Below are 23,518 nucleotides of genomic sequence, written 5' to 3'. Positions count from 1 at the left end.
CGCCGGACTCACGCCTCGCCGAACGCGTACACGTCGCCGGCCTCGGTTGCCGCGAGGAGGACGTCGCCGACGAGGGTCGGCGGCGCCTCGAAGCCCTCGTGGAAGACGTCGCCGTCCTCGCGTCTGCGAGTCGGGTACGATCGCTGCTCCGTCCCGTCGTCAAGGGCGATCGCTCGGACAGCCCGGTCGTGTCCGAGGTACGCGAAGTCCCCCCCGATGACCGGTGCGGTCGCGTACTCGATCCAGCCGACGGTCCACAGTCGGTCGCCGTCGTCGCCGACGGCGGCGAGTCCGTCCTCGGTCGGGACGACGGCGCGGTCGTCTGCGACGGCGACGGATCGGCGGACCGGACCGGGGAGGTCGGCGGTCCAGTCCACGGCCCCGTCCTCGATGTCGAGCGCCCACAGCTTCCCGGCCCGCGTACCGATCAGGACCCGACCGTCAGCCACGGTCGGGGGTGCGGTCGCGTCGCCGACGACTCTCCTCGCCCACAGTTCCTCGCCCGAGGCGGCGTCGTAGGCGACGACGCGCGGGTCGCCCGCGCCGTAGACGACGGTCCCGTCGGCGATGGCGGGCGTCGAGGCGTAGTCGGCGAGTTCGTGTCGCCACCGCTCGGTCCCGTCGTGGTCGAACGCCGCGACCGTTCCGTTGTCGGGGCCGCCTCCCACGAACACTCCGTCGTCGGTCGCGACCGGCGAGGTCGTCACGTCGGCGTCGGTCAGTCGCCGCCACGCCACTTCGCCGCTCTCGATGTCGACGGCCGCCAGCCCGCGATCGACTCCCGGCATGCCGTTCCACACCGTGAGGTAGGCGGTTCCGTCGCGGACCGCCGGAGACGACGACGCGGCGTGGCCGAGGTCCGTCGACCACTCCACCTCGCCCGTCGCGAGATCGAGCCGGAGCAGCGTGCCGTCGAAGCTGACGTACGCTTGGTCGCCGGAGACGACCGGCTGCGAGTGTTCCCCCCAGATTCCCGTCTGGCGCCAGAACACCTCGACGTCGTCGGTCGGTCCGGCCTCGTCGCGCCGCGCGACGTGGGTCGGCCCCCACTGGAACTGCGAACGGGAGCCGTCCTCGACGCCGTCGACGTCGACCTCGCGGTTCAGTTCGTGTGAGTCGGGTTCCGATCCGTCGCCCTCCGTCTCCGACTCGTCGTTCTTCGCCTCGGCTTCCGGGTCCCCTTCGGGATCCGATCCGTTCGCGTCCGGTTCCGCGTCCGTCCCGTCGGGGGAACTGTCGCCGAGACACCCCGGGAGTCCGGCGAACCCGCCCACCGCGAGGGCGGAGAGGGCCGTTCGCCTGTTCATGGTCGCGGGTTCCCCGGGCGGGGTAAATGTCTTCGGGGCCGACCGAGGGAGCGGCGACCGCTAGGCGGGGTCGGGACGCCAGTCGAGCGGTTCGTCGACGTCGACGCCGCGTCGACGGTTCGGTCGTCGATCGCTTCCGCGCTCGCGGGGCCGTCGATCCCCTCGTCGAGCCGTCTTTGCGGGAGATTAGCACGGTTCCAGACGCGGATGACAACCCACATTAACCATGAATCCGAACGCCCGCGTATGAGCGATTCGTACGTGATCATCGGTGACGGTATCGCGGGCGCGTCCGCGGCCGAGACGCTCCGCGAGGAAGCCCCCGACGCCGAGATCACGGTTCTCACGGACGAGGGTGAGTCCCTCTACAACCGGATCCTGATCAAGGAGTACGCGAAGGGGAAGCTCCCCGAGGCCCCGATCTCGATCCATCAGGAATCGTGGTACGACGACCACGACGTCGACCTCCGGCTCAACACGGTCGTCGTCGACATCGACGTGGAGAACGACGCGGTCCACACCCACGAGGGCGAGACGTTCGAGTACGACTCCCTCCTGCTCGCGGTCGGCGGCACCCCGCAGCAGCTCCCGGTCGGCAACGCCGACGCCGAGGGGATCCACCACTTCTGGACGTTCCAGGACGCACGCAACATCAAGGAGAGCGTCGAGGACGCCGAACGGGCGGTCATCGTCGGCGCCGGCCTGCTCGGCATCGACTTCGCGGCCATCTGCGGCGCGCAGGACGTCGAGGCGAAATACCTGATGCGCGGCGACAACTGGTGGCGCTACGCCCTCTCCGAGGAGGGCGCGGAGATCATGCACGAGGCGATGCGCGAGCGCGGCGTCGAGCCCGTCTTCGACTCCGGCGTCGACCGCTTCGAGGTCGACGACGACGGCCACGTCGAGGCCGCGGTCGACCCGAACGGCGAGCGCTACGAGTGCGACTTCGCGGGCGTCGCCATCGGCCTCAACTTCAACACCGAGCTCGTCGAGGACACGCCGATCGAGACCGAGGACGGCATCGTCGTCGACGAGTTCATGCGCACCAACGTCGACAACGTGTACGCCGCGGGGGACATCACCACGTTCAACGACCTCATCCTCGGCGAGCGGGCGAAGAACGGCTCGTGGGGCTCCGCCAAGGAACAGGGGACGATCGCCGCCCGCAACATGCTCGACTACGGCAGCGACGAGTTCGAGTGGGTCTCCTCGTACTCGATCACCCACTTCGACTTCCCGTTCCTCTCGTTCGGTCACCCGACGCTCGGCGACGATTCAGTCGAGGCGACCACGGCCGAGGGCGAGTGGCGCCGCGTCGCCCTCAAGGACGGCAAGGTCGTCGGCGGCGTGCTCATCGGCGACCTCTCGCCGCAGTCGGCGTTCAAACAGCTGATGCGCGAGGGCCGCGACGTGACCGGCCAGGAGGACCTCCTGATGGAGCCCGGCTTCTCCGTCGACGACCTCGCGGCCGCGACGGAACAGCAGTAGCCGACTTCCAACGGCCCGCCCCGCTACCGCCCGGTCCGGACCGCGTTCCGAGGCTCCTTTCTGCCGGTTCCCGATTCGGAATCGCTCCCGCGTGTACCACACTGCACCGGCGACAGGTTTTTCACGAACAATGGTGTATGTTACCGTATGTCACTCCGAGAGACGAACAGGAGCATGCGGCTCCGACGTACCGGACTGATCCCGTCCGACACGCGGGTCCGTCACTACGACGAGCTCGACGAGGAGGCGCAGGCGACCGTCCGCGAGCTCGCGGGGCGACCGCAGACGGCGCCGGAGGCCGACGATCTGGACGACGGCGACGTGGTGAAGTTCACCGACTACTACGAGGTCCGCGCGCGCTGAGCCGGTCGCTACCGGTTGCGATCGGGCGGTCGGCGGCGGCCCCGGAAGCGAAGTTGTTTTCGCCCGCCGCGAGAACACCGATCCATGGACAGTGGCGGATCTACCGACATGACGCTGGCGTTCGAGCTGGAGGCGTTGAAGGCCCTAGCGGACCCCAACGCCGTGTTCAACAACGCCCGACAGTGGACCGAGTACGTCGGCGTCGTCAGCGAGAAGCCGACATACGTCGTCACGAACTTCACCCGCAAACACCGGGTGCGGCAGGACTTCTTCTCGGGGCCGCGCGGCGTCGAGGAGAGCTTGGAGAACATCGCCCAGCAGTTCGACACCGAGCGACACGTGTTCGTCGGCGTCGACGAGGAGGACGAGGCGCTCGCCGAGGCGACCGGCTGGGAGTTCCTCCAGGTCGAGAACGCGGCCGAGGCCGCGGGCTGGACGCTCGCGACCGACTCGCCGGAGGCGGAGGCCGCCGAAGAGGCCTCACGCGACGACTGGCCCTGAGGGAGCGTCCGCCGGCCGCGGATCGGGCGACCGTCGGGGAGGTGTTTTCACGGTCGACGGGATACGTGGAGCCATGAGCGACGCCCACGACCACGGCGAGGAGGACGCACACGGCCACAGCGAGGAGGACGCACACGGCCACAGCGAGGAGGACGCCCACGACCACGGCCACACTGACGGCCACGATCACCACCACCACGACGCCGACACCGTCGCGATCGGGGTCGTGACGGTGTCGTCCTCGCGGTCGCTGGACGACGACCCGTCCGGCGAGTACCTCGTCTCGGCGTTCGAGGAGGCGGGCCACGAGGTCGCCGTCCGCGAGCTGGTCCCCGACGAGTACGACAGCGTGCAGGGGACCGTCGACCGGCTCGCACGTCGCAAGGACACGGACGCGGTCGTGACCACCGGCGGAACGGGAGTGACGCCGGACGACGTGACTCCCGAGGCCGTGAAGGGGTTGTTCTCCAAGACGCTCCCCGGCTTCGGCGAGCTGTTCCGTCGGCTCTCTCACGAGGAGATCGGGACGCGCACGATCGGCTCGCGGGCGACCGCGGGCGTCGTCTCCGCCACCCCCGTCTTCTGTCTGCCCGGCTCCGAGAACGCGGTCCGGCTCGGCGCCGACGAGATCATCCTCCCCGAGATCGGTCATCTCGTGGGGCTCGCGGGGCGGGGCGTGGAAGACGAAGAGGGCGGCGGGGAATCGGACGACGCCGACGCGGATCCAGGCGACGCCGACGCGACGCCGGACGACGCCGAATGACGGCGGCAAGAGGGAGGTCGCGACCCCCTTAAACCGACGCGAGGAAGTTCCGGATCACGTCGTGGCCCGCCGCGGTCAGCACGCTCTCGGGGTGGAACTGCACCGCCTCGATCGGGTGCTCGCGGTGGCGGATCCCCATCACGATCTCCTCGCCCTCGTGGTCCGTGGTGGCGGTCACGTCGAACTCATCGGGGACCTCGGTGGCGGCCAGCGAGTGGTAGCGCCCGGCGCGGAACCCCTGATCGAGCCCGGCGAACACCCCCTCGCCGTCGTGCTCGACGGGGAACGCCTTGCCGTGGATCGGCTCCGGCGCGTGGCCGACGGTCCCGCCGTACTCGTACACGGCCGCTTCCAGCCCGAGACAGACGCCGAGCGTCGGCACCTCGGGAGCGAGGTCGCGCAACACCGGCACCGTCACGCCCACGTCGCGCTCGTTCTTGGGGTGACCGGGGCCGGGGCTGATCAGGACCGCGTCCGGGTCCGCGTCCCGGATCGCCGCGAGCGACGCGGTGTTCTTGAACACCTCCACGTCGATCGGCGCTTCCTCGCCGTCGAGCGGCTGATCGGAGACGTACTCGACGAGGTTGTACGTGAACGAGTCGAAGTTGTCGACGACGACGACCCTCATTCGTCGACCTCCGTGCCGGCGGGGAGGGGGTCGTCCGCGGGGGCGGCGCCGGAGCCGTCGGTCCCCTCGTCCGCTCCGTCCTCCCGGATCCGGTCGATCGCGGTCAACACGCCGTCCATCTTCTGTTCGGTTTCCTCGTACTCGGCGGCCGGGTCGGAGTCGGCGACGAGCCCGGCGCCGGCCCGGACGGTGACCGCGGTCTCGTCCGGATCGCTCGCGCCCGGCGGCGACTCGTCGAGCGTCGCGGTCCGGATCACGATGGCGAAGTCGGCGTCGCCGGTCCACGCGTAGTAGCCGACGCCGCCGCCGTACGCCTCCCGCGGCGTCGTCTCTAAGTCCTCGATGATCTCCATCGCGCGCACCTTCGGCGCGCCCGTGAGCGTGCCCGCGGGGAACGTCGCGCGCGTCGCGTCGAAGGCGTCGGCGTCGCCCGAAAGCGTCCCGGTGACGGTCGACTCGATGTGCTGGACGTGGCTGTACTTTAGCACGTTCATGAACTCCTCGACGCGCACGGAGCCGGGCTCCGAGACGCGCCGCACGTCGTTGCGCGCGAGGTCGACGAGCATGGTGTGCTCGGCGCGCTCCTTCGGATCGGCGAGCATCTCGCCCGCGAGCCGGCGGTCCTCGACCGGGCTCGTCCCGCGGGGACAGGTGCCCGCGATCGGGTTCGACACCACCCGGTCGCCCCGCACCGACACCAGCGTCTCCGGGCTCGCGCCGACGATGCTGCGGTCGTCGTGGCGCAGGACGTACATGTACGGCGAGGGGTTCACCTCGCGTAAGGCCGCGTACAGCCCGAGCGAGTCGACCTCGCCGCGGAGCTCGCGGCTCCGCGAGATAACGCTCTGGTAGATGTCGCCGTCGAGGACGTGCCGTTTGGCCGTCCGGACCGCGTCCTCGTACTCTTCCCGGGGGTCGGCGGACTCGTCGTCCACGCGGATCCCGTCCGGCTCCGGCGGCGCGGCGCTCCGGAGCTCGGCGCTCACCCGCTCCGCCTCGTCAACGAGGTCGTCGTAGACGGCCCCGGGGTCGTCGTTGACCCCGACGACCGGGGTGAAGACGAGCTCGACGGTCCCCTCCTTGTCGTCGAAGACGACCGTGCGGGTCGTCAGCGCGAACTCGGCGTCCGGGAATTCGGTCTCGGGGCGGTCGACGCCGACCTCCTCCAGCCAGAGGTCGTAGACGGCCTCGTACGCGAGGAAGCCGACGAACCCGCCCGAGAGGATCTGTCGGTCGGTGTCCGGGAAGCCGCGCAGGCTCACGTCCGGGAAGGCGGCCCGGATCCGGTCGATCGCGTCGCCGGCGTCGGGATCGAGGCCGCCGTCAGGATCGTCGAGGAACGCCGCCGCCGGCCCCAGCTCGGTCACGTCGGTCCGGTCCGGGTGGACCGAGACGATCGCCTCGGGGTCGTAGCCGACGAACGAGTAGCGCGCGTGTTTGTCGGCGTCGCCGTCGGCGGTGAACGCCCCGTCGGGGTCGCTGGAGGCGACCTTCTCACCGGACTCCAAGAGGAACCCGTACGGGCCCTCGCCGACCAGCGTCGCGTACGCCGCGAGGGGAGTCACGTCGGCGTCGAGCGAGGCGGACGCGCGGACGACGACCGGCCTCTCGGCGTCGGCCGCGAGGTCGACGAACTCGGCCTTCGAGCGGTCGAGGGCGGGGCCCTCCTCCCGCTCGTCGCCGGCGGCGTCGCGGTCGCTCATGCCAGCTCCATCTCCCGGCCCGCGTTCGCCACGAAGCGGGCCACCGCGTTGTGGTCTTTCCGCCCGTCCGACAGCTCGACGCCGGATGCCACGTCGACCGCGAACGGGTCGGCGACGCGGACCGCCTCGGCGACGGTGTCGGCCGTGAGTCCGCCGGCGAGGACCACCGGCGAGGTGAGCCGGTCGGCGAGGTCGCCGGCCCGCCCCCAGTCGTGAGTCTCGCCGGTCCCGCCCGCGCCGGACTCGTCGGTCGAGTCGATCACGAGCGCGTCGGCGACCCGGTCGAACTCCTCGGCGCGCCCCGGGTCGTCGGCGTCGACCGCGAGCAGCACCTTCCGCTCCGTCTCCGCGCGGATGTACCGGATCTCGTCCGGCGTCCACTCGCCGTGGAGCTGGACGGCGTCCGGCGTGACCATTCGCAGGAGCTCGACCGCGCGCTCGGCCGACTCGGGCATCGTGACGAGCGTCGCGGTGACGAACGGCGGCACGTCGGCGAGCAGCTCCGCCGCCGTCGCCGGGTCCACCTCGCGGGGCGAGTCCACCGGCACCTCGGAGATGACGCCCACCGCATCGGCGCCGGCGTCGACCGCGGCCCGCAGGTCGGCGCCGTCGGTCAGCCCGCAGATCTTCACCCGGGCCATCAGTCGTCGTCCTCCGGGGCGGGGGTCGTCGAGGTTACCGCCTCCCCTTCCCCGCACAGCGCGGCGAACTTCGCCGCCGCCGCGCCGGAGTCGATCGCCTCGGCCGCGCGCTCGACGCCCGCTTCGAGCGAGTCGGCCTCGCCGGCGACGTAGATCGCCGCCCCGGCGTTCGCGAGGATGAGGTCTCGTTTGGGGCCCGTCACGGAGCCGTCGACGATCCCCCGCAGGTCGGCCGCGTTCTCCTCGGGCGTCCCGCCCGCGACGTCCTCGATCGGGGCGCGGTCGAGGCCCAGGTCCTCGGGCGCGATCGTGAACTCCCGCACCTCGTCGCCGTCGACCTCGGCGGCGACCGTCTCGTCGTGAATCCCGATCTCGTCCATCCCCGCGCCGTGGACGACGAGGGCCCGCTCGACGGGCATGTGCGCGAGCGACCGCGCGATCGTGGGGACCAGCTCCGGGTCGTACACGCCGAGCACCTGCGCGTCGGCGCCGGCGGGGTTCGTCAGGGGACCGAGCACGTTGAAGATCGTCCGCATCCCGAGCTCCTTGCGCGGGCCGATGACGGCCTTCATCGCTGGGTGGAAGACGGGCGCGAGCATGAAGCCGATCCCGTCTCGCTCGATCGCCTCCTCGACCGCCGGCGGCTCGGCCTCCACGTCGGCGCCCGCGACCTCCAGCACGTCGGCGCTCCCCGAGGAGGAGGACACCGAGTAGTTGCCGTGCTTGGCGATGGGGACGCCCGCGCCCGCCGCGACGATCGCGGCCGTCGTCGAGACGTTGATCGTGTCGTAGTCGTCGCCGCCGGTGCCGCAGGTGTCGACGAGCGGCTCGCGGTCGGGGTCGATCGTGCGCGCGGCGTCGCGCATCCCCTGCGCGAACCCCGCGATCTCCGCCTCCGTCTCCCCCTTCGCCCGGAGCGCGGCGAGCAGCGCCCCGATCTGCGCCTCGGTCGCCTCCTCGAAGACGAGCCGCGCGGCCTCGCGCGCCTCGTCGACCGTCAGGTCCGCCCCGTCCGTCACGTGCTCGACCGTGTCGTTGATATTCATTGTGTACACCGATGTAGTGTTTCGCGTTGTGATGTACAAGTATGTACATCGGTATAACGCTGTCGCCGGACTGCGAACCGGTGGCACGCGACGCGGAAAGCGAGCGAGCCGAGCGGGCGGGTCAGTCGTCCGCCGTCGCTGGCGTCGGCTCGGGGGCGGTAGGTTGCTCCGGCTGCTCCGGTTCGGCCGCGGACGGCTCGGAGAGGGGCCGCCACGCCAGGTCGCGCTCGTACTCGAACGCGCGGTGGTCCTGCGTCGGGTCGACGACCGTCAGCGAGAGCCAGTCGTTGTCCAGCAGCCGCGTGACCTCCTCGTGGTCGGCCAGGGCGTCGGTGACGCGCTCGACCGGCGCGTGGACCACCGTCGAGAGGCGGAGCGGCTGGTGGTACGGCTCGTCGTCGGCCGCCATCAGCGACTGGAGCGGGAGCCCGGTCATCAGGTCGCCGCCGTTCCCCTGGTAGACGCCGACGTTGCCGACGGGGTTCTGGGTCGTCTTCGACCCGCTCCCGTAGACCGCGTTGTCGACGGTCGAGAAGTAGTACTGGGCGTTGATCCACTGCGTGACGACCATCGGTCCCGCGAGGATCGCCTCGAGCGCGTCGCCGTCGGGGTCGGTCGACCAGTCGTACGAGTGGAGGAAGGCGCGGCCGTCGAGGTCGAGGTCGCTCGTCAGCCCGCGGGGGCCGACGACGAAGCCGGCGTTCCCGGCCAGCCCCCACTCGGGGCGCGTCTCGGCCCAGTCGCCCGCGCGGCGCTCGGCCTCGTCGACGCTCTCCGACGGGTCGCCCCCCACGCGCTCGGCGGTCGCGTTGTCGCGGGCCGCGGCGAGGTCGGCGCGCAGCCGTTCGAGGTCGTCCGCGTGGCTCTCGGGCACGTCGCCGTACAGCTCGATCTCGTCGGTCGTCGTGTTGTGCTCGCCGGCGAGGAAGACGGTGTCGTCGGGCAGATCGAAGCCGCGCTCGCGCAGCGCCGCCTTCACGTCGGGGTCGGCGCAGATCTCGGCCAGGACGCGGGCGTTCGGCCCGCCGGGGCTGCCGGCGCACGCGCCGCAGTCGAGGCTGGAGTCGTAGGGGTTGTTCGCCGTCTCGCTCGCGTGGCCGGTGAACACGACGAGCCGGCCGAACTCCGTCCAGCCCATCAGCTCGAAGGCGGTCGCGGCGTACTCGACCTTCTCCTCGCGGGTCAGCCCCACCGGAAGCCCGTCGGCGTGGGTGTGCTGGTGCTGGACGATCGGCTCGCAGAACTCGTGTCCGTCCGGCACGGCGTCGTCGGCCGCGCCGAACAGGTCGCGGACACGCTTGGGCACGAGCGTGCGGGCCGCGAGGGCCAGCCCGTAGCCGCTCCCGGCGTTCTCGACGAAGCCGAAGGCGCTGGCCGGGTTCGTCTTCAGCGCTTTGACGACCTCGCCCGCGGCCTCGCGGATCCCCGACCACCGGTCGTGACGCTCACGCGTCTCCCCGTCGGTCGGGACTTCGCTGATGCGGTGCTGCGCGTCGACGATGGGCGGGCAGGCGTCGACCGGGATCGCCGCGTCGTACCCCCGGTACTCCATCGGGACGCCGAAGAAGCCGGCGTAGCCGTGGGTCTCGTACGCGCCCTCCGCCTCGATGTGGCGGCGGATCACCTCCGAGCGGGTGTCGATACAGAACACCAGCTGGGCGTCGGGGCGACCGGAGTCATCGCCCTCGGCCAGCTCCCGGCTCTCGTCGGCGACGCGGTCGACGACCGCGGCCCGGTAGCTCGACTCCCACGCGCTCAGGAACGCCTCGGCGATCTCGTCGGCCGGGTCCGGGTCTGCGGTCCCGGGGCCGACCGACGGCTCGATGTCGGCGTCGAACCCGTCGAGGAGCGCGAGGCGGACCGCGAGGTAGTCCGCCAGCGTGATCGGGTGGGTCGACTGCCACGGCCCCTCGTCGTCGACGCGCTGCTTGACGAAGCCGGTCCACCCGGGGAGCGCGGCCAGCTGCTCCTCGAAGATCGGGACCCACTGGCTCTCCGGGTACGGCTCTAGGACTTCCTCGATGGCCTCGATCGGCGTCTCGGGGAGCGACTCGGCGACGCCGTCGGGGACCTCGCTGTCGTGCGCGGCCACCCCGCGGAAGGCGGCGTAGAACCCCTCGTCGCGGTTCGGCATCGACCACTTGGCGTGTCCCTCGTCGAGGAAGGCCGACAGCCACTTCGTCAGCACGCGGTCGACCCGCTCGGCCTCGGCGTCCGCGGCCGCCGACCCGTCGCCTCCAGCCGCCGACTCGTCGTTCGGCGGCTCCGAGTCGACGGCGCCGTCCAGGCGGTCGAGCAGCGCCTCCGGGTCGGCCTCGTAGCCGCGGTCGGCGAGCTCCGCTTCGAGCGTCTCGCGGTCGATCCGCCCGTCGTCGAGCGCCGCCCGGAACGTCTCGCGGCTCGGGTAGCCGCGCCCGCCGAGGAGGTCGGCGGCCTGCGTCACCGCCTCGCCGAACGGCACGTCCTCGAACCCCGAGAGTGGGTTGGCGGTCACGAACGAGTGGATCGGCCAGACCGAGCCGACCGTCTTCGCCGCGGCCTCGATACCGTCTTCGATGTCGTCTTCGATGGTGGGTTGGGTGCTCATTGGACGCCTCCGTCGTCGTACTCCGCGGTGTTCGTCAGCAGGGTGTCGGGCGACGGCTGGCTCCCGTTCAGGAGCGCGACGTAGAGCCGCCGGCTGCGCTCGTGGACGCCCGCCTCGATCGCGGCGTACGCGACGAGGAAGGCGGCGGCGACGAGGACGTGGAGCGCGGTCAGTTCGGTCGGGGCCGTGACGACCGGAAGCCCGTACAGGACCGCCGAGACCGCCTCGTAGACGAGCGCGTACACGGCGATGGCCGGGAGGAACACGAGGGGGACCGCTCCGTAGCGGACCGACGCCGGGAGCGACGCGTTCCGGACCGCGCCGCGCGCCGCGTGGAGCGTCGTGAACGTCACGAACAGGGCGAGCAGGAGCCCGGCGTCGACGCTCGTTCCCTTCCCGGTCAGCAGGACGAAGGTCGCGCCGCCCGCCAGTCCGGTCGCCAGCGTCACGGCGACGCCGACGGGGGTCGTCTCGTGGCCCGCCGCCTTTCCGGGAGCCTTCCGCTCGACCTCGCCGCCCGCGCCGAGGAAGTGGTAGGCCTTGTAGAACCCGTGCAGGATCAGGTGGGTGATCGCGGCGCCGAAGAAGCCGAGCCCGGCCTGCATGATCATGAAGCCCATCTGCCCCACCGTCGAGCAGGCCAACTTGCTTTTGACGTCCGGGCGGACAGTCTTGAGGAGCTTCCCGAGCAGCGCGCTGGCCGCGCCGACCGCGACGATTCCGAGCATGAGGCCGGCGTCGACCGTGACGACCGGCGCGAAGCGGAGCAGGAGGACGCCGCCCGCGTTGACGAACCCGGCGTGCATCAGCGCGGACGCCGGCGTGGGGGCGGTCATCGAGGAGAGCAGCCAGCCGTGGAACGGGACCAGGGCGGACTGGATCATCGCCGCGAGCACGAGCGCGACGGCGGCGACGAGCCACGCCGGGCCGCCGAGCGCGTCGGCGCTCGCGGCGACCCCCGAGACCGTCGTCGCGCCGGTCGCCCACCAGAGGGCCGCCAGCGCGACGCCGAGGAGCGCGCCGCTCGCGAGGAAGTACCGCCGGGCGACCGCCGCGGCCGCCCGCGCCTGTTTCCACCCGTCGACGACGCCGATCAGCTTCGCCATGACGAGCCCCATCGTCAGCCACAGGAGCCCGAACAGGGCGAGGTGGTCGGCCGCGACGAGCGTCATCACGGTCGCCGCGAACCCGAACACGGCGAGGAAGAACCCCGTCTCGTGGGCGCTCCCCGCCATGTAGCGGCGGGAGTAGCTGAGGACGATCCCCCCGAAGAAGGAGACGACGACCCACATCAGGACGGTTAGGCCGTCGACGGCGAACACGCCGGGCAGCTCCGGAGCGAACCCGAGTCGGACTCGCGCGACGAGGGCCGCGACGCTCGCGGCGAACAGCGACCACACGAGCCACGTGAGTGCGGCGGGCACGAGCGACGAGTCCGTCGCCGCGTCCGGGAGCGCTCCGACCGTCGGTTTCGAGGAGTTTCCTGCCATCGTTCAGTCCGTTCGACCGCGTCCGGCACTCGACGCGAGCGCGTCGAACCGGTTCCGGTCGTCTTCACACCAGCAAAGAACAGATTGCCTATTAAATCTACTTGTGTTCACAAATCGTTCGAATATCCGAATATAACGAACATTATAAAACATTATAGTTGGTTGGGACGGAGTGACAAGACCTCGGCTCGCGAGCCGGTTCGGACCCTCTCGCCGTCGTTTCCGGAGTCGCCGTCGTCCGCGGAATCGCTTCGGTTTCCGGGGAAACCGCGGTCGGCCCCGATCGCGCCGGTACGAGCGACTGTCGGGCGTACGAACGAGTGTCCGTCGGGTGTGCGATCGCGATCGACGTGGGAAACCCCCCCGGAAGAACTGCCGCCTAGGACTCGGTCTCGGCGTCGAATCCGCCGAACGGCGTCGTCTCGTGGCTCCGGACGAGGACCTCGTCGGCGACGGTGAGCCCCATGTCGAGGAGCTCCTGTGCGACGGGCGTGATGTCGTCGTCCGACTCGCCGACCGCCGTCACGAGGAGGTTCTGTTCGCCGGTGACCAGCTCTTGGACCGAGATGACGCCGTCGATCTCGAGGATCGCCGGGAGCATGTCGCCGCGCTCGGGTATCGAGGCGGTGCAGTAGAGTAACATTCGGAGCGGGTACCCCGACTGCTGGTAGTCCACCTCGGCGCTGTACCCCTTGATCACCCCGTCGGACTCGAGGCGCTGGATGCGCTTGCGGACGGTGCTGTCCGACGTGCCGGTTCGCTTCGCGATGTCTCCGGACGAGGTGTTCCGGGCGTCCTCCTGTAACGCGTACAGGATCGCCCTGTCCACGTCGTCGATCGCGTCGTCAGCCATACCTGAGGGTCCGTGACATAGCCACTTTACTGTTTTATATTCCTTATATCTCGCTTAAAAACGGAGTGAGGGAATAGGAGGAGAGGTCGCGCCGACCCGCCCTCCGATTCCGCCGCCGCTTGCCCGCTTCTATCCGCCCGTCTGTCGCCGTCTACCCGCCCGTCTGTCGCCGTCTACCCGTGGTCTACGCGCCGTCGAGGGCGGTCTCTCCGTCCCCCTCGACGACGACCACGGGGACCTCGGCGTCGTCGACCACGGTGTCGGTGGTCGACCCGAACACGAAGCGCCCGACGGTCCCGGTGGTGGGAGCGCCGACGACGACGAGGTCGTAGTACGGCGACTGCTCGACGATCGCGCCCGCGGCCGACCGGTCCTCGACGAGCCAGCGGTCGACCCGGTCGAACCCGCCGAGCCGGTCGCGGGCGGCGTCGAGCAGCCGCTCGCCGGTCGCGGCGTAGTCGTCGCTGTCGCCGGCTCCGGGCTCGGACCCGTCCGCGTCGCCCTCTGTGGCGTCGGTCTCGTCGCTCCCGTCGGTTCCTTCGGTTCGCGCCTGACCGTCAGCGAGTGCCGCGTCGGACGGGACGACGTGGAAGAGCTCGAGCCACGCGTCCGTCGCGTCCGCGATCCCCCGCGCCACGTCGACGGTCGCCCCCGAGTGCGGCCCCGGCCCGACGGCGACGAGGATCGAGGAGACGCGGTCGGGACGCGCCGCCCGGTCAGCCCCTTCGAGCGTCGCGTCGGCCGCGGCGGGCGCCGCCGTGAGCGCCTCCGCCACCGCCGGCTCGACGATCGGCTCGCCGACCGCGGCGTCGACCGCCGCGCTCTCGGCGCCCGCGTCCCCCGAACTTGGCTGCCCGTCGATCCCCGGGTCCGCCGCTCCGCCGCCCCCGCCCCCACCGTCGGCGTCGCTCCCGTTCATGCCTTACCGTCAGACGTGCGTCTGATAAATCCCGTTGGTCCGGAGCGCGGCGTCTCAGTCGCGGAAGAACTCGTCGCGCTCGAACGGCTCGTCCTCGCCCTCGACGGCGACCACGTCGAGCGCGGTGACCTCGGCGCCGACGCCGAGCAGGCCCGCGAGGCTCGGCTCCGTCCGCCCCTCGTCGCCGGAGATCAGCTCCTTGATGTAGAGCCCCCCCGCCCCGTGGATCTCGACGGTCGCGTGGCGCGGGTCGTCGAGCTCGGCGGTCGCCTCGTACACGTCGCGCTCGCGCGTCATGCTCGCGCGCCGGTGGTCGACGCGGTTCGGGGTGTACTGCTCGACGGTGGTGCCCTCCAGCTCCTCGACCGCGGCCGCGAGCGCGTCGGCGTCCACGTCGGCGTCGAATTGTACCTGCGCGCGGTACCGCTTCGCGGCGTCGTGTTCCTTCACGCGCTCGACCATGTCGTAGGTCGCGAGCCGGAGCCCCTCGACCTCGACGGCGCCGTCCGCGAAGGCGTTGATGTCGCTCTGCAGGCGGTCGGTGTCGACCCGGCGGCGGCGCGGCTCCTCGACCTCGACCACGAACGGGCGCCCCGTGCCGAGCATGAGCGCGTCCACGTCCTCGCGGCCCGCGCCGTGGAACGTCGCCTCCGTGCCGTCCATCACGTCCTCGACGACGGGGGCTGTGTACTCCTCGACGCTGTCGTCGTAGAGGTAGCCGGAGCCGCCGCAGTGGTCGCAGGGGTCGGCGCCCTGCCGCCCCGAGCCCTTACACTCCCGGCAGGGCCACTCGGTCTGGGGGATGTCGCGTTCCAGCTTCCGATACCGGCCGTAGACGAACGTCGAGTTCACCTTCGCGTCGATCGCGTCCTCGGCCAGGTCGATCGTGAACTGCACGTCCGGGCGGTCGAAGGAGACCTCAGCCCCGGTGAGCCGCCCGACCCGCTTGCCGACCTCGCGGTTGAACTCCGACTTGAACGGCTCGCCCGCCTCGTCGTCGAGCCCGGCCTCCTCGCGGAGCAGGGCCTCGTTCTCCTCGATCAGCGGCGGCGGGCGGGTGCCGACGTTGTAGGTGGCGAACTCGACGCCTTCGACCGCCTCGGCGGCGCGCTCGGCCCACTCGTCGAACTCGGTGCAGCGCCCCTCGCAGACCCAGCAGTCCTCGGTGTCAACCGGCTCGTGGTCCTCGTCGTCGCGGAGCGCGAGCGCGACGCGCAGCGACGACCCGCGCTCGGCGTTCGACAGCCCGAAGCTCCGGTCGGCGACGAGCCGGCCGAGGCACGCGTCGCACACCGGCCCGGTCGCGTTCGCCCGCGCCGCGACATCGAGTACGTCCATACGCCCACCAGCGTCCGCCGTGGTAACTGTCTTACTACATGGCGAGGGTCGCTCCGCTGCGGCTCCGGGAGTCAGCGCGTCGGGCCTTTCCGGTCCGATCGAGGGGGCCGTCGAACCAGTTCAGACCGACCGCCACCGGCGCATCGAGAGCGCGGGGCGGTGACGGCACGACCCACCAACTAGCTTATATCCCACCGCTATTTGAATGGCAACACGGGGAACTCACTGTGGCACAGGAGCTTCTGATCCCGTTAGTCGCGGGGATCATCGGGCTCGGCGTGCTCGCCCAGGTCCTCGCGGCCCGGCTTCAAGTCCCGAGTATCATCTTCTTCCTGCTCGTCGGCGTGGTTATCGGCCGGCCGGGGCTCGGACTCGTGACGAGCGAGAGCTTCGGCGACTCGCTCCCGGCGATCGTCGGGCTCGCGGTCGCGATCATCGTCTTCGAGGGCGCGTTCCACCTCAACTTGGAGCGCGTTCGGAAGGCGCCGCGTGCGGCGGTCCGGCTCGTCACCGTCGGCGCCGCCATCGCGTTGGTCGGGACTGCGGTGGCCGTCCGCCTCCTTGAGGGCCTCCCGTGGGAGCTCTCGTTCGTGATCGGCGCGCTGCTCGTCGCCACCGGACCGACGGTCATCTCCCCGATCCTCGAGGTCGTCCCGGTCAGGGACCGGGTCGCGGCCGTCCTCGAGACCGAGGGGATCGTCAACGACGTGACGGCGGCGATCATGGCGGTCGTCCTCTTCGAGGCCGTGAATCCGACCGTCGCCGGCGAGGGGCTGGTCCAGGGGTTCTCCCTCCGGCTCGGCGAGGGGCTGCTCGTCGGCCTCCTCGTCGCGGGACTCCTCTACTACCTGCTTCGGTACGTCGATCTCTCGCCCGGATCGGCACCGCGGAACGCGCGGCTGCTCGTGCTCGCCGGGGCGCTGGTCGCGTACGCGGGAGCGAATCAGCTGGCGAGCGAGGCCGGCGTCGCGGCCGCCGCCACTGCCGGGTTAGCCCTCGGGAATCTGGACGTTCCGTACAAAGACGACATCACCGACTTCAAGGGCGACATCACGCTGCTCGTCCTGTCGTTCGTGTTCATCGCGCTCGCCGCCCAGCTCCCCCCGGAGGCGATATTCGAGGTCGGGTTCGCGGGGTTCGGCGTGGTCGTCGCGATCGCGGTGGTGATCCGACCGCTCCTCGTGTTCATCTCGACCATCGGCGACCGATTCACGGTCTCCGAACGGCTGTTCATCAGCGCCATCGGTCCGCGCGGGATCATCCCGGCGTCGGTCGCGACGCTCTTCGCCACCGAGCTCAGGACGGCCGCAACGGAGCTCAACGATCCCGGGCTGGCACAGCAAGCGGACCTGTTGATCGGGACGGTGTTTCTGGTCATCTTCGTTACGGCCCTCGTACAGGGCGGTCTGGCGCGCTACATCGCGCAATACCTCAACGTGATACCCATGAGAGTCATCATCGTCGGAGGCGGACAGGTGGGCCGCGCGCTCGCCGAGCGCCTCGAAGACCGCGGCGAAAACGTCGTCATTATCGAGGAAGATGAGGCGACTATCGAATCGCTCCGAAACGCCGGCTTCGCCACCGTGATCGGCGACGGAACGGACACGGAGGTGTTACGAAAGGCCGGGGCCGGGAACGCCAAGATCGTCGTTGCCGCCACCGGCGACGACGACGCGAACCTGCTCGTCGCACAGCTCTCGAAGGCGAAGTTCGACGTCGAAACGGTCCTCGCGAAGGCGAACAACACCGATAACGTCGACGCGTTCGAAGACCTGGGTGTAAGCACGATCTCGCCCGCGATGTCGGCCGCTTGGGCTCTCGATAACCAGATCGAGCGGCCGGACCTCGCCCGCTGGATGACCGATATCGGGCAGGCCGGCGACGTGCAACAGGTCGAGGTCACGAACGAGGAGCTCATCGGGAAGACCGTCCGCGAGGTCGGTCCGCTGCTCCCCGATTCCTGTCTGATCGCCGTCCTCAGCGACAGCGAACACGAAACGGTCGAAGTGCCGAGCGCGGACACCGTCATCGAACACGGAGACCACGTCACGCTTCTCGGTCAGCGGGAGGCCGTCCGAGAGGGAATGGCGTTCGTGGGTGCCGACTGAGACCGTCGATCACCGGCGGACGGCCTCGCGGTGTGGCATTCGTCCTCCGCGGCCCCGTCGAAACCCTCAGAGCGCTGCGGGTTCGGCCCCTGAACGCATTTTTCCGGCGAATTCCAACAAATCCACTTAAGACGGTCCGCGCCGTTCCGCCGGACGTGAACGAGCCGGCCTCGCGCGAGGAGAAGCTGGAGCTCGGCGTCGAGCTGTTGGCCCACCTCGAACACGAGGAGCTGGCGCTGCCGGACGCGATCGACCGGATCGAGACGGTGACGACGAGCCCCTCGCTCACCCGCGACATTTTGGACGCCGCCGAGAAGCGCGGCGTCATCGAGCGGGAGAACGCCCGGCTCCGTGTCCAACGCGGCGGCACGTACGTGAACTACGAGAGTCAGGTGGTCCGGCGCGAGGGGTCGTTCGAGTGCCGCCGCTGCGGGACGGCGATTGCGACCGGTCACTTCGTGAGACTCGACGCCGGCGAGCTCGGCCCCTTCGGCTCCTCGTGCGTCCGGAAGGTCACCGGTCGGGACAGTGACGACGGCGAGGACGGCCGCGCCGGCGACTCCGTACCGTAGCCTCCGTACCGCAGCAGTCGCCGCGCGCGTCATTGAGGACGAACCGCCGGCGGGGTCCGGCGGAACACGGATGAGCGCCGTGACCGTACGGTCCGCCATGTACTTCCCGACGCACCTCGCCGCCGCGGCGCTCCTCGGCCGGTGGTCGCGGCTCTCGGTTCCGTGGCTCGTCGTCGGCGCCGCCCTCCCGGACGTCGTCGACAAACCGCTGGCCCTGTCCGGCGTCGCCGACCTGTATCACACGGTGGGGCACACGGCGTTGCTCGCGCCGGTGGCGGTCGCGCTCGCGCTCGCGTCCCCGGCCGGACGGGCGGTCGCCGTCGGGTGGGGATCGCACTTGTTCCTCGACGCCCTCCACGTCGTCCTCAACGGTCGTCCCGGCGACGCGCTGTTCCTGGGCTGGCCCCTCGTCGTCCCGCCGGACCCGCTCGCGATGCCGCCGGGCGAGTTCACCGTCCACTACCTCTGGTCCCCGTCGTTCGTCCTCGAGTGCCTCTTCTGGGCGCTCGCCGGCGTGGTCCTCTTGCGAGCGGTTCGCTCGGACCGCCCGATCCGGGAGCTGTGGGCCCCGTCGCCCCGACGGTCCGAGCCGAACTCGGACCGGGACGACGCCGACCGGTAGGGCGAAACTCGCCTCCCCGCCCGACGCAGTCAGGACTCGCGCCGGTAGAGCACCACGAGCACCGCGATCAGACCGACCTGTGCGGCCTTGTCGACGTACCCGAGCACCGAGAAGTCGGGCGCGTTGACGACGTACCAGGCGACGACCTGTCCCAGCGTGAAGGGGATCCCGAGGAGGTACACGAGTGGGCGCCGGTAGTCCGCGACGACCGCCGCGCAGCCGGCCAGGAATCCGACCCCGGCGACGACGAACGACAGGCCCATCGGGCTCGGGACGAAGAGCGCGGCCAGGTAGAGGTGCAACACTCCGGAGATCGCCGCCAACACCACTCCGACCAGCTGTAGCGACGACAGCGATCCGGCGTCGACGCGAGCTTGCGGTGCGTTATTAGTTGACATGGCTATCAATAGGACACGCGTCTCTTCAATCTACGGTCCGGTCCACGGCGTCGCGGAGCGCCGCGCCGAAGCGCTCGCGGGCGAAGCGGTCGCGGGCCGCCGACGGCGGGTCGGCCTCCCCGACCGCCTCGCTCACGAGGTCCGCGGCCTCGGAGACGGACCCGAACAGCCGGTCCTCGCGCTCGTCGAGCACCTCGCGCTGGCCGCCGCTGTCGGGGGCGAACGCGACCATCCCCGCCGCGACGTACTCGGCGACGGACATTCCGAAGTGCTCTCTCGGTTTCGTGTTGAGCCCGTAGCGATGGGTACACAGGAGCGTCTCCAGCCGGTCGCGGTCGACGTCTCGCTCGACGGTGACGTACGGCCGTTCGGCGGCCGCGGCCGCGATCCGGGCGGCGTAGTCGCGGTAGGCCCGCGGCGCCGACCCGACCACGTGGAGGTGGACGCGCTGACCGCGCTCGCGGACCCCGTCGACGATGCGGATCGCGTCGAGCAGCCGCTTGTCGGGCGCCAGGCGGCCGACCGTGACGATCCCGTTCTCGCGGTCGCCCCACGGCGTTCCGCACTCGATGGGGTCGACGGGCGGGTGGACGACCGCGGGGCGCGTCCCGTAGAGGCGGTCGACGACGGCCGCGGTCCACGCGGAGTTCGCGAGCAGCGTCACGTCCGGACCCGCGAGCGCGGCGTCCGACGGCGCGGACAGGCGGCTCCAGAGCCGGTCGAGGCGACCGGGGTCACCGTCGGGGAGCCGACCGAGCCGGAACTGCGGGTAGTGGACGTACTGGACCGATGGCACCGAGAGGTCGAGTTCGTTCGCGGTGCTGACCGCGGCGTCGAACCGGTCGGCGATCCGCTCGAACGAGCGCTGCAGAAAGGCGCTCCGGGCCGCCAGTTGGGGTCCGACCCGAGGGGCCGCGGCCGACAGCGCCCGGGCGACCGCCCGCCCGCCGGGCGGCACGCGGACGGTCACGCCGTCGAGATCGTACCCGAACCGGTCGGCCAGGGCCGCGGGCTCCGTCTCCGAGGCGGTGACGAGCGTCACGTCGTGAGCGGACGCGAGCGCCTCGCAGGTCGCGAGGCAGACGGCGTCGGCGCCGCCCTGAAAGTCGAGCGTGTTGTGCAACACCGCCACGCGAGCCATGGAGCGGGGTTGGAGCTACCTCGTGTTAACAGCTCCCGTACGCTTTTGTGGGTCTAGCCGAAGGTCCGCCAATGGAATGCGCATTCGTCGGCGCCGGTTCGGTCGCACGCCGATACGCGTCTGGGATCGACGGGTCGCGGCTCGAACTGACGGCGGTGTGTGACCTGGACGTCGACCGGGCACGCGACCTCGCGAACCGTCACGACGCGGCGGCCTACGCGGACCTCGACGCGATGCTCGCCGACGTCGGGGCGCCGCTCGTCGTCAACCTGACGAGCCACGGCTCCCACGCGTCGGTGAGTCGACGGGCGCTTCGGGCCGACAGGCACGTCTTCAGCGAGAAGCCGCTGGCGCTCGACGCCGAGCGGGCCGCCGACCTCGTCGCGACCGCCGAGCGCCGCGGGCTGGCGCTGGCCTGTGCGCCGATCAACCACCGCTGCGACGCGCAGCGTCACGTCCGTTGGCTGCTCGGAGACGAGCGGCTCGGACCGGTCCGTCTCGGTTACGCGCACGCGCACGTCGGCAGGGTCACGGAGTGGCACGACGACCCGGAGTCGTTTCTGGCGGTCGGGCCGCTGTACGACGGCGCTGTCTACCCCCTGAACTGCCTCGTCTCCTGGTTCGGGCCGATCGAACGCGTCCGGGTCGCGGACGGGTTCGCCCCCTGGCCCGACCGGGAGACCGAGACGCCCGAACGGGACAGCCACGTCGAAGCCACGCTGGAATTCCGGAGCGGGCCGACGGTCCGCCTCACAGCGAGCCTGTACGCGCCCCACCGGAGCCGCGAGTTCAACAGCCTCGAACTCCACGGCGACGACGGGTCGATCTACCTCGCGGACAGCGGCGCGCTCGCGGCCGACGCCGACACCGTGAGAGTGGGAGGTAACGGCCGCGACTACGTCGACGCGCCGCACCCGGCCCCGCGGCGGGAGCGGCGGTACGTCGACGGACCGGCGCGCGTCGCGGCCGCCGTGGCGTCCGGCCGCCGGCCGGTCGAGAGCGCGCGGCGGTCGGCGCACGTCGTCGCCGTCTGCAACGCCGTCGAGTCGGCGGCCGCGGACGGCGCCCCCGTGGCCGTCGACGCGCACGGGGTCCCCGCGCCCGACCTGTCTCCGCCGCCGGTCCGACCCCACCGCGACGGGCGGAAGACCGGTCGCGGAGGGACCGCCGGCGGGGCGGGAGACGGCGCGTCCCGCGGGGCGGCGGTCAGGCTCCCGCCCGTGGGGTTCGGTTGCTCCCGGTATCGCGACGGCGAGTACGTCGACCGCGTCGACTCGATCGCGACCGCGCTGGACGCGGGGTACCGACTGCTGGACGCCGCCGAGCTGTACGGCAACGAGGGGCGCATCGGCGACCTGCTCGACGCGCCCGGAAGCCCGGACCGCGAGGGGCTGTTCCTCGTGAGCAAGGTCTGGAACACGAACCACGAACACGTGGCGGAGGCCTGCGAGGGGACCCTCGAGGCCCTCGGCGTCGACGCCCTCGACTGCTACATGCTCCACTGGCCGACGGCCTGGGAGTACCAAGGGCCGCTGCGGGACCTGGCCGACCGACCGCCGGCGGAGCAGGAGGCGCTGACGTTCCCCACGGGCGACGACGGCGAGCCGGCGACGGTCGACGCGTCCCTGACGGAGACGTGGGCGCGGCTGGAGCGCGTCTACGAGCGCGGCCTCGCGCGGACGATCGGCGTCTGCAACGTCGGCGTCGACCGGCTCGAACGCATCGCGGCGACGGCCGACGTCCTCCCGGCGGTCGTCCAGGTCGAGTCGCACCCGTACCTGCCCCGGCGGGAGCTCGTCGAGTGGTGTCACGAGCGGGGGATCCGCGTCGTGGCGCACTCCCCGCTCTCGGCGCCGGGACTCCTCGACGAACCGGTCCTGCGCGAGATCGCCGCCGACCGCGACGCCGCCCCGGCGCAGGTCGCGCTCGCCTGGCAGGTCGAGCGCGGGGTCGTCCCGATCCCGTCGAGCAACGACCCCGAGCACATCGTCGAGAACTTGGGGGCGGCGCGGGTCGAGCTCTCGGCGGTGGACCGCGAGCGCGTCGCGACGCTGGCCGACCCCGACTTCGAGCGATGACCGGCGCGCGGTCGCCGCGGCTCCGCCGACAGTGGCGCGGCGGCGCCCTCGCGCTGGCGGCGGCGCTGACCGCCCTCGGCGTCGCCCTCGACGCGTCCCCCGCCCTGCCGCGGCTGCCCGGACTCCCCGGCAGCGCCGCGGTCCAGTGGGCGGTCCCGACCGCCGCGGCCGGCGGGTTCGTCGTCTGGTTCTGCCGGCGCCACCTCGACGCGAACCGTCGCGACCCGACGACGGGGACGAGCGAGGAGGGGTCGAGGGCAAGCGAGGAGGGGTCGGGGACGAGCGAGGAAGGGTCGGGGACGAGCGAGGAAGGGTCGGGGACCGAGGGCGAACGGCCGCGGAGGTACGCCACGCTCGGCCTCGCGAACGCCGTGACGGTCGCCCGCGGCGGGCTGTTCGCGGCGGTCGCGGGGTTCGCGGCCGTCGAGCCGGCGGGCCGGGTGGTTTGGCTGCCCGCCCTCTGTTACGGGACCGGTTGCCTGTTGGACCTCGCGGACGGCGCCATCGCGCGGCGGCGCGGCCGCACGACGGTCCTCGGGGCGAAGCTCGACATGGCCGTCGACACGCTCGGGTTCCTGGTCGCGCCGGTCGTCGCCGTCGTCTGGGGCCGCCTCCCGGTCTGGTACCTGTCGCTGTCGGCCGCTCGCTACCTGTTCAAGGCCGGACGCGGCTACCGTCGCGCCCGCGGACGGCCGGTGTACGACCTCCCGTCGAGCGCGGTCCGCCGCCCGCTGGCGGGCGTCCAGATGGCGTTCATCTCGGTCGCCCTCGCGCCGGTCCTGCCGGTCGCGACCGTGCGGGCGCTCGCGGCCGTCGTCCTCGCCCCGTCGCTCGCGGTGTTCGCGCGCGACTACCTCGTCGTCTCGGGCCGCCTGTCGGCGGGAGACGACGGCGGGTGAGTCCCGCGCGAACGGCCCGAACAGTAATGTGGCAGTAACCCTCATGAAACGTATTCAGTGACAGACGCGATAC

Annotated in this window: 21 protein-coding genes; 9 read left to right on the top strand and 12 right to left on the bottom strand. The window is 71.3% G+C overall.

What is annotated here, in order from left to right; all coding sequences use genetic code 11:
* Window positions 1–8 precede the first annotated feature (8 nt).
* Window positions 9–1,307, bottom strand: coding sequence for an outer membrane protein assembly factor BamB family protein (locus tag CK500_RS13720; protein WP_095637790.1), 1,299 nt, complete (start codon window positions 1,305–1,307; stop codon window positions 9–11).
* Between the two features lie 246 nt (window positions 1,308–1,553).
* Here CK500_RS13720 and CK500_RS13715 point away from each other — a divergent pair, with 246 nt between their 5' ends.
* The 4 genes from CK500_RS13715 to CK500_RS13700 all read left to right on the top strand — a co-directional run bounded on the left by CK500_RS13715 (window position 1,554) and on the right by CK500_RS13700 (window position 4,422).
* A complete protein-coding gene (locus tag CK500_RS13715) occupies window positions 1,554–2,795 on the top strand; it encodes an NAD(P)/FAD-dependent oxidoreductase (RefSeq protein ID WP_095637789.1) in 1,242 nt (413 codons plus the stop codon).
* A 147-nt stretch (window positions 2,796–2,942) separates the two neighbouring features.
* Window positions 2,943–3,158: a hypothetical protein gene (locus tag CK500_RS13710; RefSeq protein ID WP_233139197.1), complete on the top strand. Its 216-nt coding sequence runs from the start codon at window positions 2,943–2,945 to the stop codon at window positions 3,156–3,158.
* Between the two features lie 84 nt (window positions 3,159–3,242).
* Window positions 3,243–3,659, top strand: coding sequence for a DUF7124 domain-containing protein (locus CK500_RS13705; RefSeq protein ID WP_095637788.1), 417 nt, complete (start codon window positions 3,243–3,245; stop codon window positions 3,657–3,659).
* A 73-nt stretch (window positions 3,660–3,732) separates the two neighbouring features.
* Window positions 3,733–4,422: a MogA/MoaB family molybdenum cofactor biosynthesis protein gene (locus CK500_RS13700; protein ID WP_095637787.1), complete on the top strand. Its 690-nt coding sequence runs from the start codon at window positions 3,733–3,735 to the stop codon at window positions 4,420–4,422.
* A 28-nt stretch (window positions 4,423–4,450) separates the two neighbouring features.
* On the opposite strand, the gene trpG is transcribed toward CK500_RS13700, so the two are convergent.
* From trpG to CK500_RS13655, 9 genes are all read right to left on the bottom strand, one after another.
* On the bottom strand, window positions 4,451–5,050 hold the full coding sequence (gene trpG / locus CK500_RS13695; RefSeq protein ID WP_095637786.1) for an anthranilate synthase component II: 600 nt from the start codon (window positions 5,048–5,050) through the stop codon (window positions 4,451–4,453).
* Window positions 5,047–6,753: an anthranilate synthase component I gene (gene trpE / locus CK500_RS13690; protein ID WP_095637785.1), complete on the bottom strand. Its 1,707-nt coding sequence runs from the start codon at window positions 6,751–6,753 to the stop codon at window positions 5,047–5,049. The genes trpG and trpE overlap by 4 nt, the downstream gene beginning before the upstream one ends.
* Window positions 6,750–7,394, bottom strand: coding sequence for a phosphoribosylanthranilate isomerase (locus tag CK500_RS13685; RefSeq protein ID WP_095637784.1), 645 nt, complete (start codon window positions 7,392–7,394; stop codon window positions 6,750–6,752). Before CK500_RS13685 ends, trpE begins: the two co-directional genes overlap by 4 nt.
* Window positions 7,394–8,440, bottom strand: a complete 1,047-nt coding sequence (trpD, locus tag CK500_RS13680) for an anthranilate phosphoribosyltransferase (RefSeq protein ID WP_095637783.1) — start codon at window positions 8,438–8,440, stop codon at window positions 7,394–7,396. Before trpD ends, CK500_RS13685 begins: the two co-directional genes overlap by 1 nt.
* A gap of 121 nt (window positions 8,441–8,561) precedes the next feature.
* The gene (locus CK500_RS13675; RefSeq protein ID WP_095637782.1) at window positions 8,562–11,027 is read right to left on the bottom strand and encodes a DUF2309 domain-containing protein; all 2,466 of its coding nucleotides are present in this window, start codon (window positions 11,025–11,027) and stop codon (window positions 8,562–8,564) included.
* On the bottom strand, window positions 11,024–12,517 hold the full coding sequence (locus CK500_RS13670; protein WP_095637781.1) for a proton-conducting transporter transmembrane domain-containing protein: 1,494 nt from the start codon (window positions 12,515–12,517) through the stop codon (window positions 11,024–11,026). The genes CK500_RS13675 and CK500_RS13670 overlap by 4 nt, the downstream gene beginning before the upstream one ends.
* 379 nt (window positions 12,518–12,896) lie before the next feature.
* Window positions 12,897–13,370 carry an Lrp/AsnC family transcriptional regulator gene (locus CK500_RS13665; RefSeq protein ID WP_095637780.1) on the bottom strand — a complete coding sequence of 158 codons (474 nt, stop codon included), beginning with the start codon at window positions 13,368–13,370 and terminating at the stop codon, window positions 12,897–12,899.
* Between the two features lie 184 nt (window positions 13,371–13,554).
* Complete coding sequence (locus CK500_RS13660) at window positions 13,555–14,289, bottom strand: universal stress protein (protein WP_095637779.1); 735 nt, start codon at window positions 14,287–14,289, stop codon at window positions 13,555–13,557.
* A 54-nt stretch (window positions 14,290–14,343) separates the two neighbouring features.
* Window positions 14,344–15,627, bottom strand: a complete 1,284-nt coding sequence (locus CK500_RS13655; protein WP_095637778.1) for a tRNA pseudouridine(54/55) synthase Pus10 — start codon at window positions 15,625–15,627, stop codon at window positions 14,344–14,346.
* Between the two features lie 227 nt (window positions 15,628–15,854).
* Here CK500_RS13655 and CK500_RS13650 point away from each other — a divergent pair, with 227 nt between their 5' ends.
* The 3 genes from CK500_RS13650 (at window position 15,855) to CK500_RS13640 (ending at window position 18,929) form a co-directional block, all read left to right on the top strand.
* Window positions 15,855–17,735 (top strand): cation:proton antiporter domain-containing protein, encoded by a 1,881-nt coding sequence (locus tag CK500_RS13650; protein WP_095637777.1) that lies wholly within the window; start codon window positions 15,855–15,857, stop codon window positions 17,733–17,735.
* A gap of 155 nt (window positions 17,736–17,890) precedes the next feature.
* Window positions 17,891–18,307 (top strand): DUF5830 family protein, encoded by a 417-nt coding sequence (locus tag CK500_RS13645; RefSeq protein WP_095637776.1) that lies wholly within the window; start codon window positions 17,891–17,893, stop codon window positions 18,305–18,307.
* A gap of 97 nt (window positions 18,308–18,404) precedes the next feature.
* Window positions 18,405–18,929 (top strand): metal-dependent hydrolase, encoded by a 525-nt coding sequence (locus CK500_RS13640; RefSeq protein WP_095637775.1) that lies wholly within the window; start codon window positions 18,405–18,407, stop codon window positions 18,927–18,929.
* Window positions 18,930–18,958: 29 nt separating this feature from the next.
* On the opposite strand, the gene CK500_RS13635 is transcribed toward CK500_RS13640, so the two are convergent.
* Window positions 18,959–19,327 (bottom strand): DUF7475 family protein, encoded by a 369-nt coding sequence (locus CK500_RS13635; RefSeq protein ID WP_095637774.1) that lies wholly within the window; start codon window positions 19,325–19,327, stop codon window positions 18,959–18,961.
* Between the two features lie 25 nt (window positions 19,328–19,352).
* The gene (locus tag CK500_RS13630) at window positions 19,353–20,468 is read right to left on the bottom strand and encodes a glycosyltransferase family 4 protein (RefSeq protein WP_095637773.1); all 1,116 of its coding nucleotides are present in this window, start codon (window positions 20,466–20,468) and stop codon (window positions 19,353–19,355) included.
* A 71-nt stretch (window positions 20,469–20,539) separates the two neighbouring features.
* Here CK500_RS13630 and CK500_RS13625 point away from each other — a divergent pair, with 71 nt between their 5' ends.
* Window positions 20,540–22,546 (top strand): aldo/keto reductase, encoded by a 2,007-nt coding sequence (locus CK500_RS13625; RefSeq protein ID WP_095637772.1) that lies wholly within the window; start codon window positions 20,540–20,542, stop codon window positions 22,544–22,546.
* On the top strand, window positions 22,543–23,445 hold the full coding sequence (locus tag CK500_RS13620) for a CDP-alcohol phosphatidyltransferase family protein (protein WP_095637771.1): 903 nt from the start codon (window positions 22,543–22,545) through the stop codon (window positions 23,443–23,445). Before CK500_RS13625 ends, CK500_RS13620 begins: the two co-directional genes overlap by 4 nt.
* Window positions 23,446–23,518 lie beyond the last annotated feature (73 nt).

It is taken from the genome of Halorubrum salipaludis, assembly GCF_002286985.1.
GTDB lineage: Archaea > Halobacteriota > Halobacteria > Halobacteriales > Haloferacaceae > Halorubrum > Halorubrum salipaludis.
This window is presented reverse-complemented; position numbering and strand designations above follow the sequence as displayed.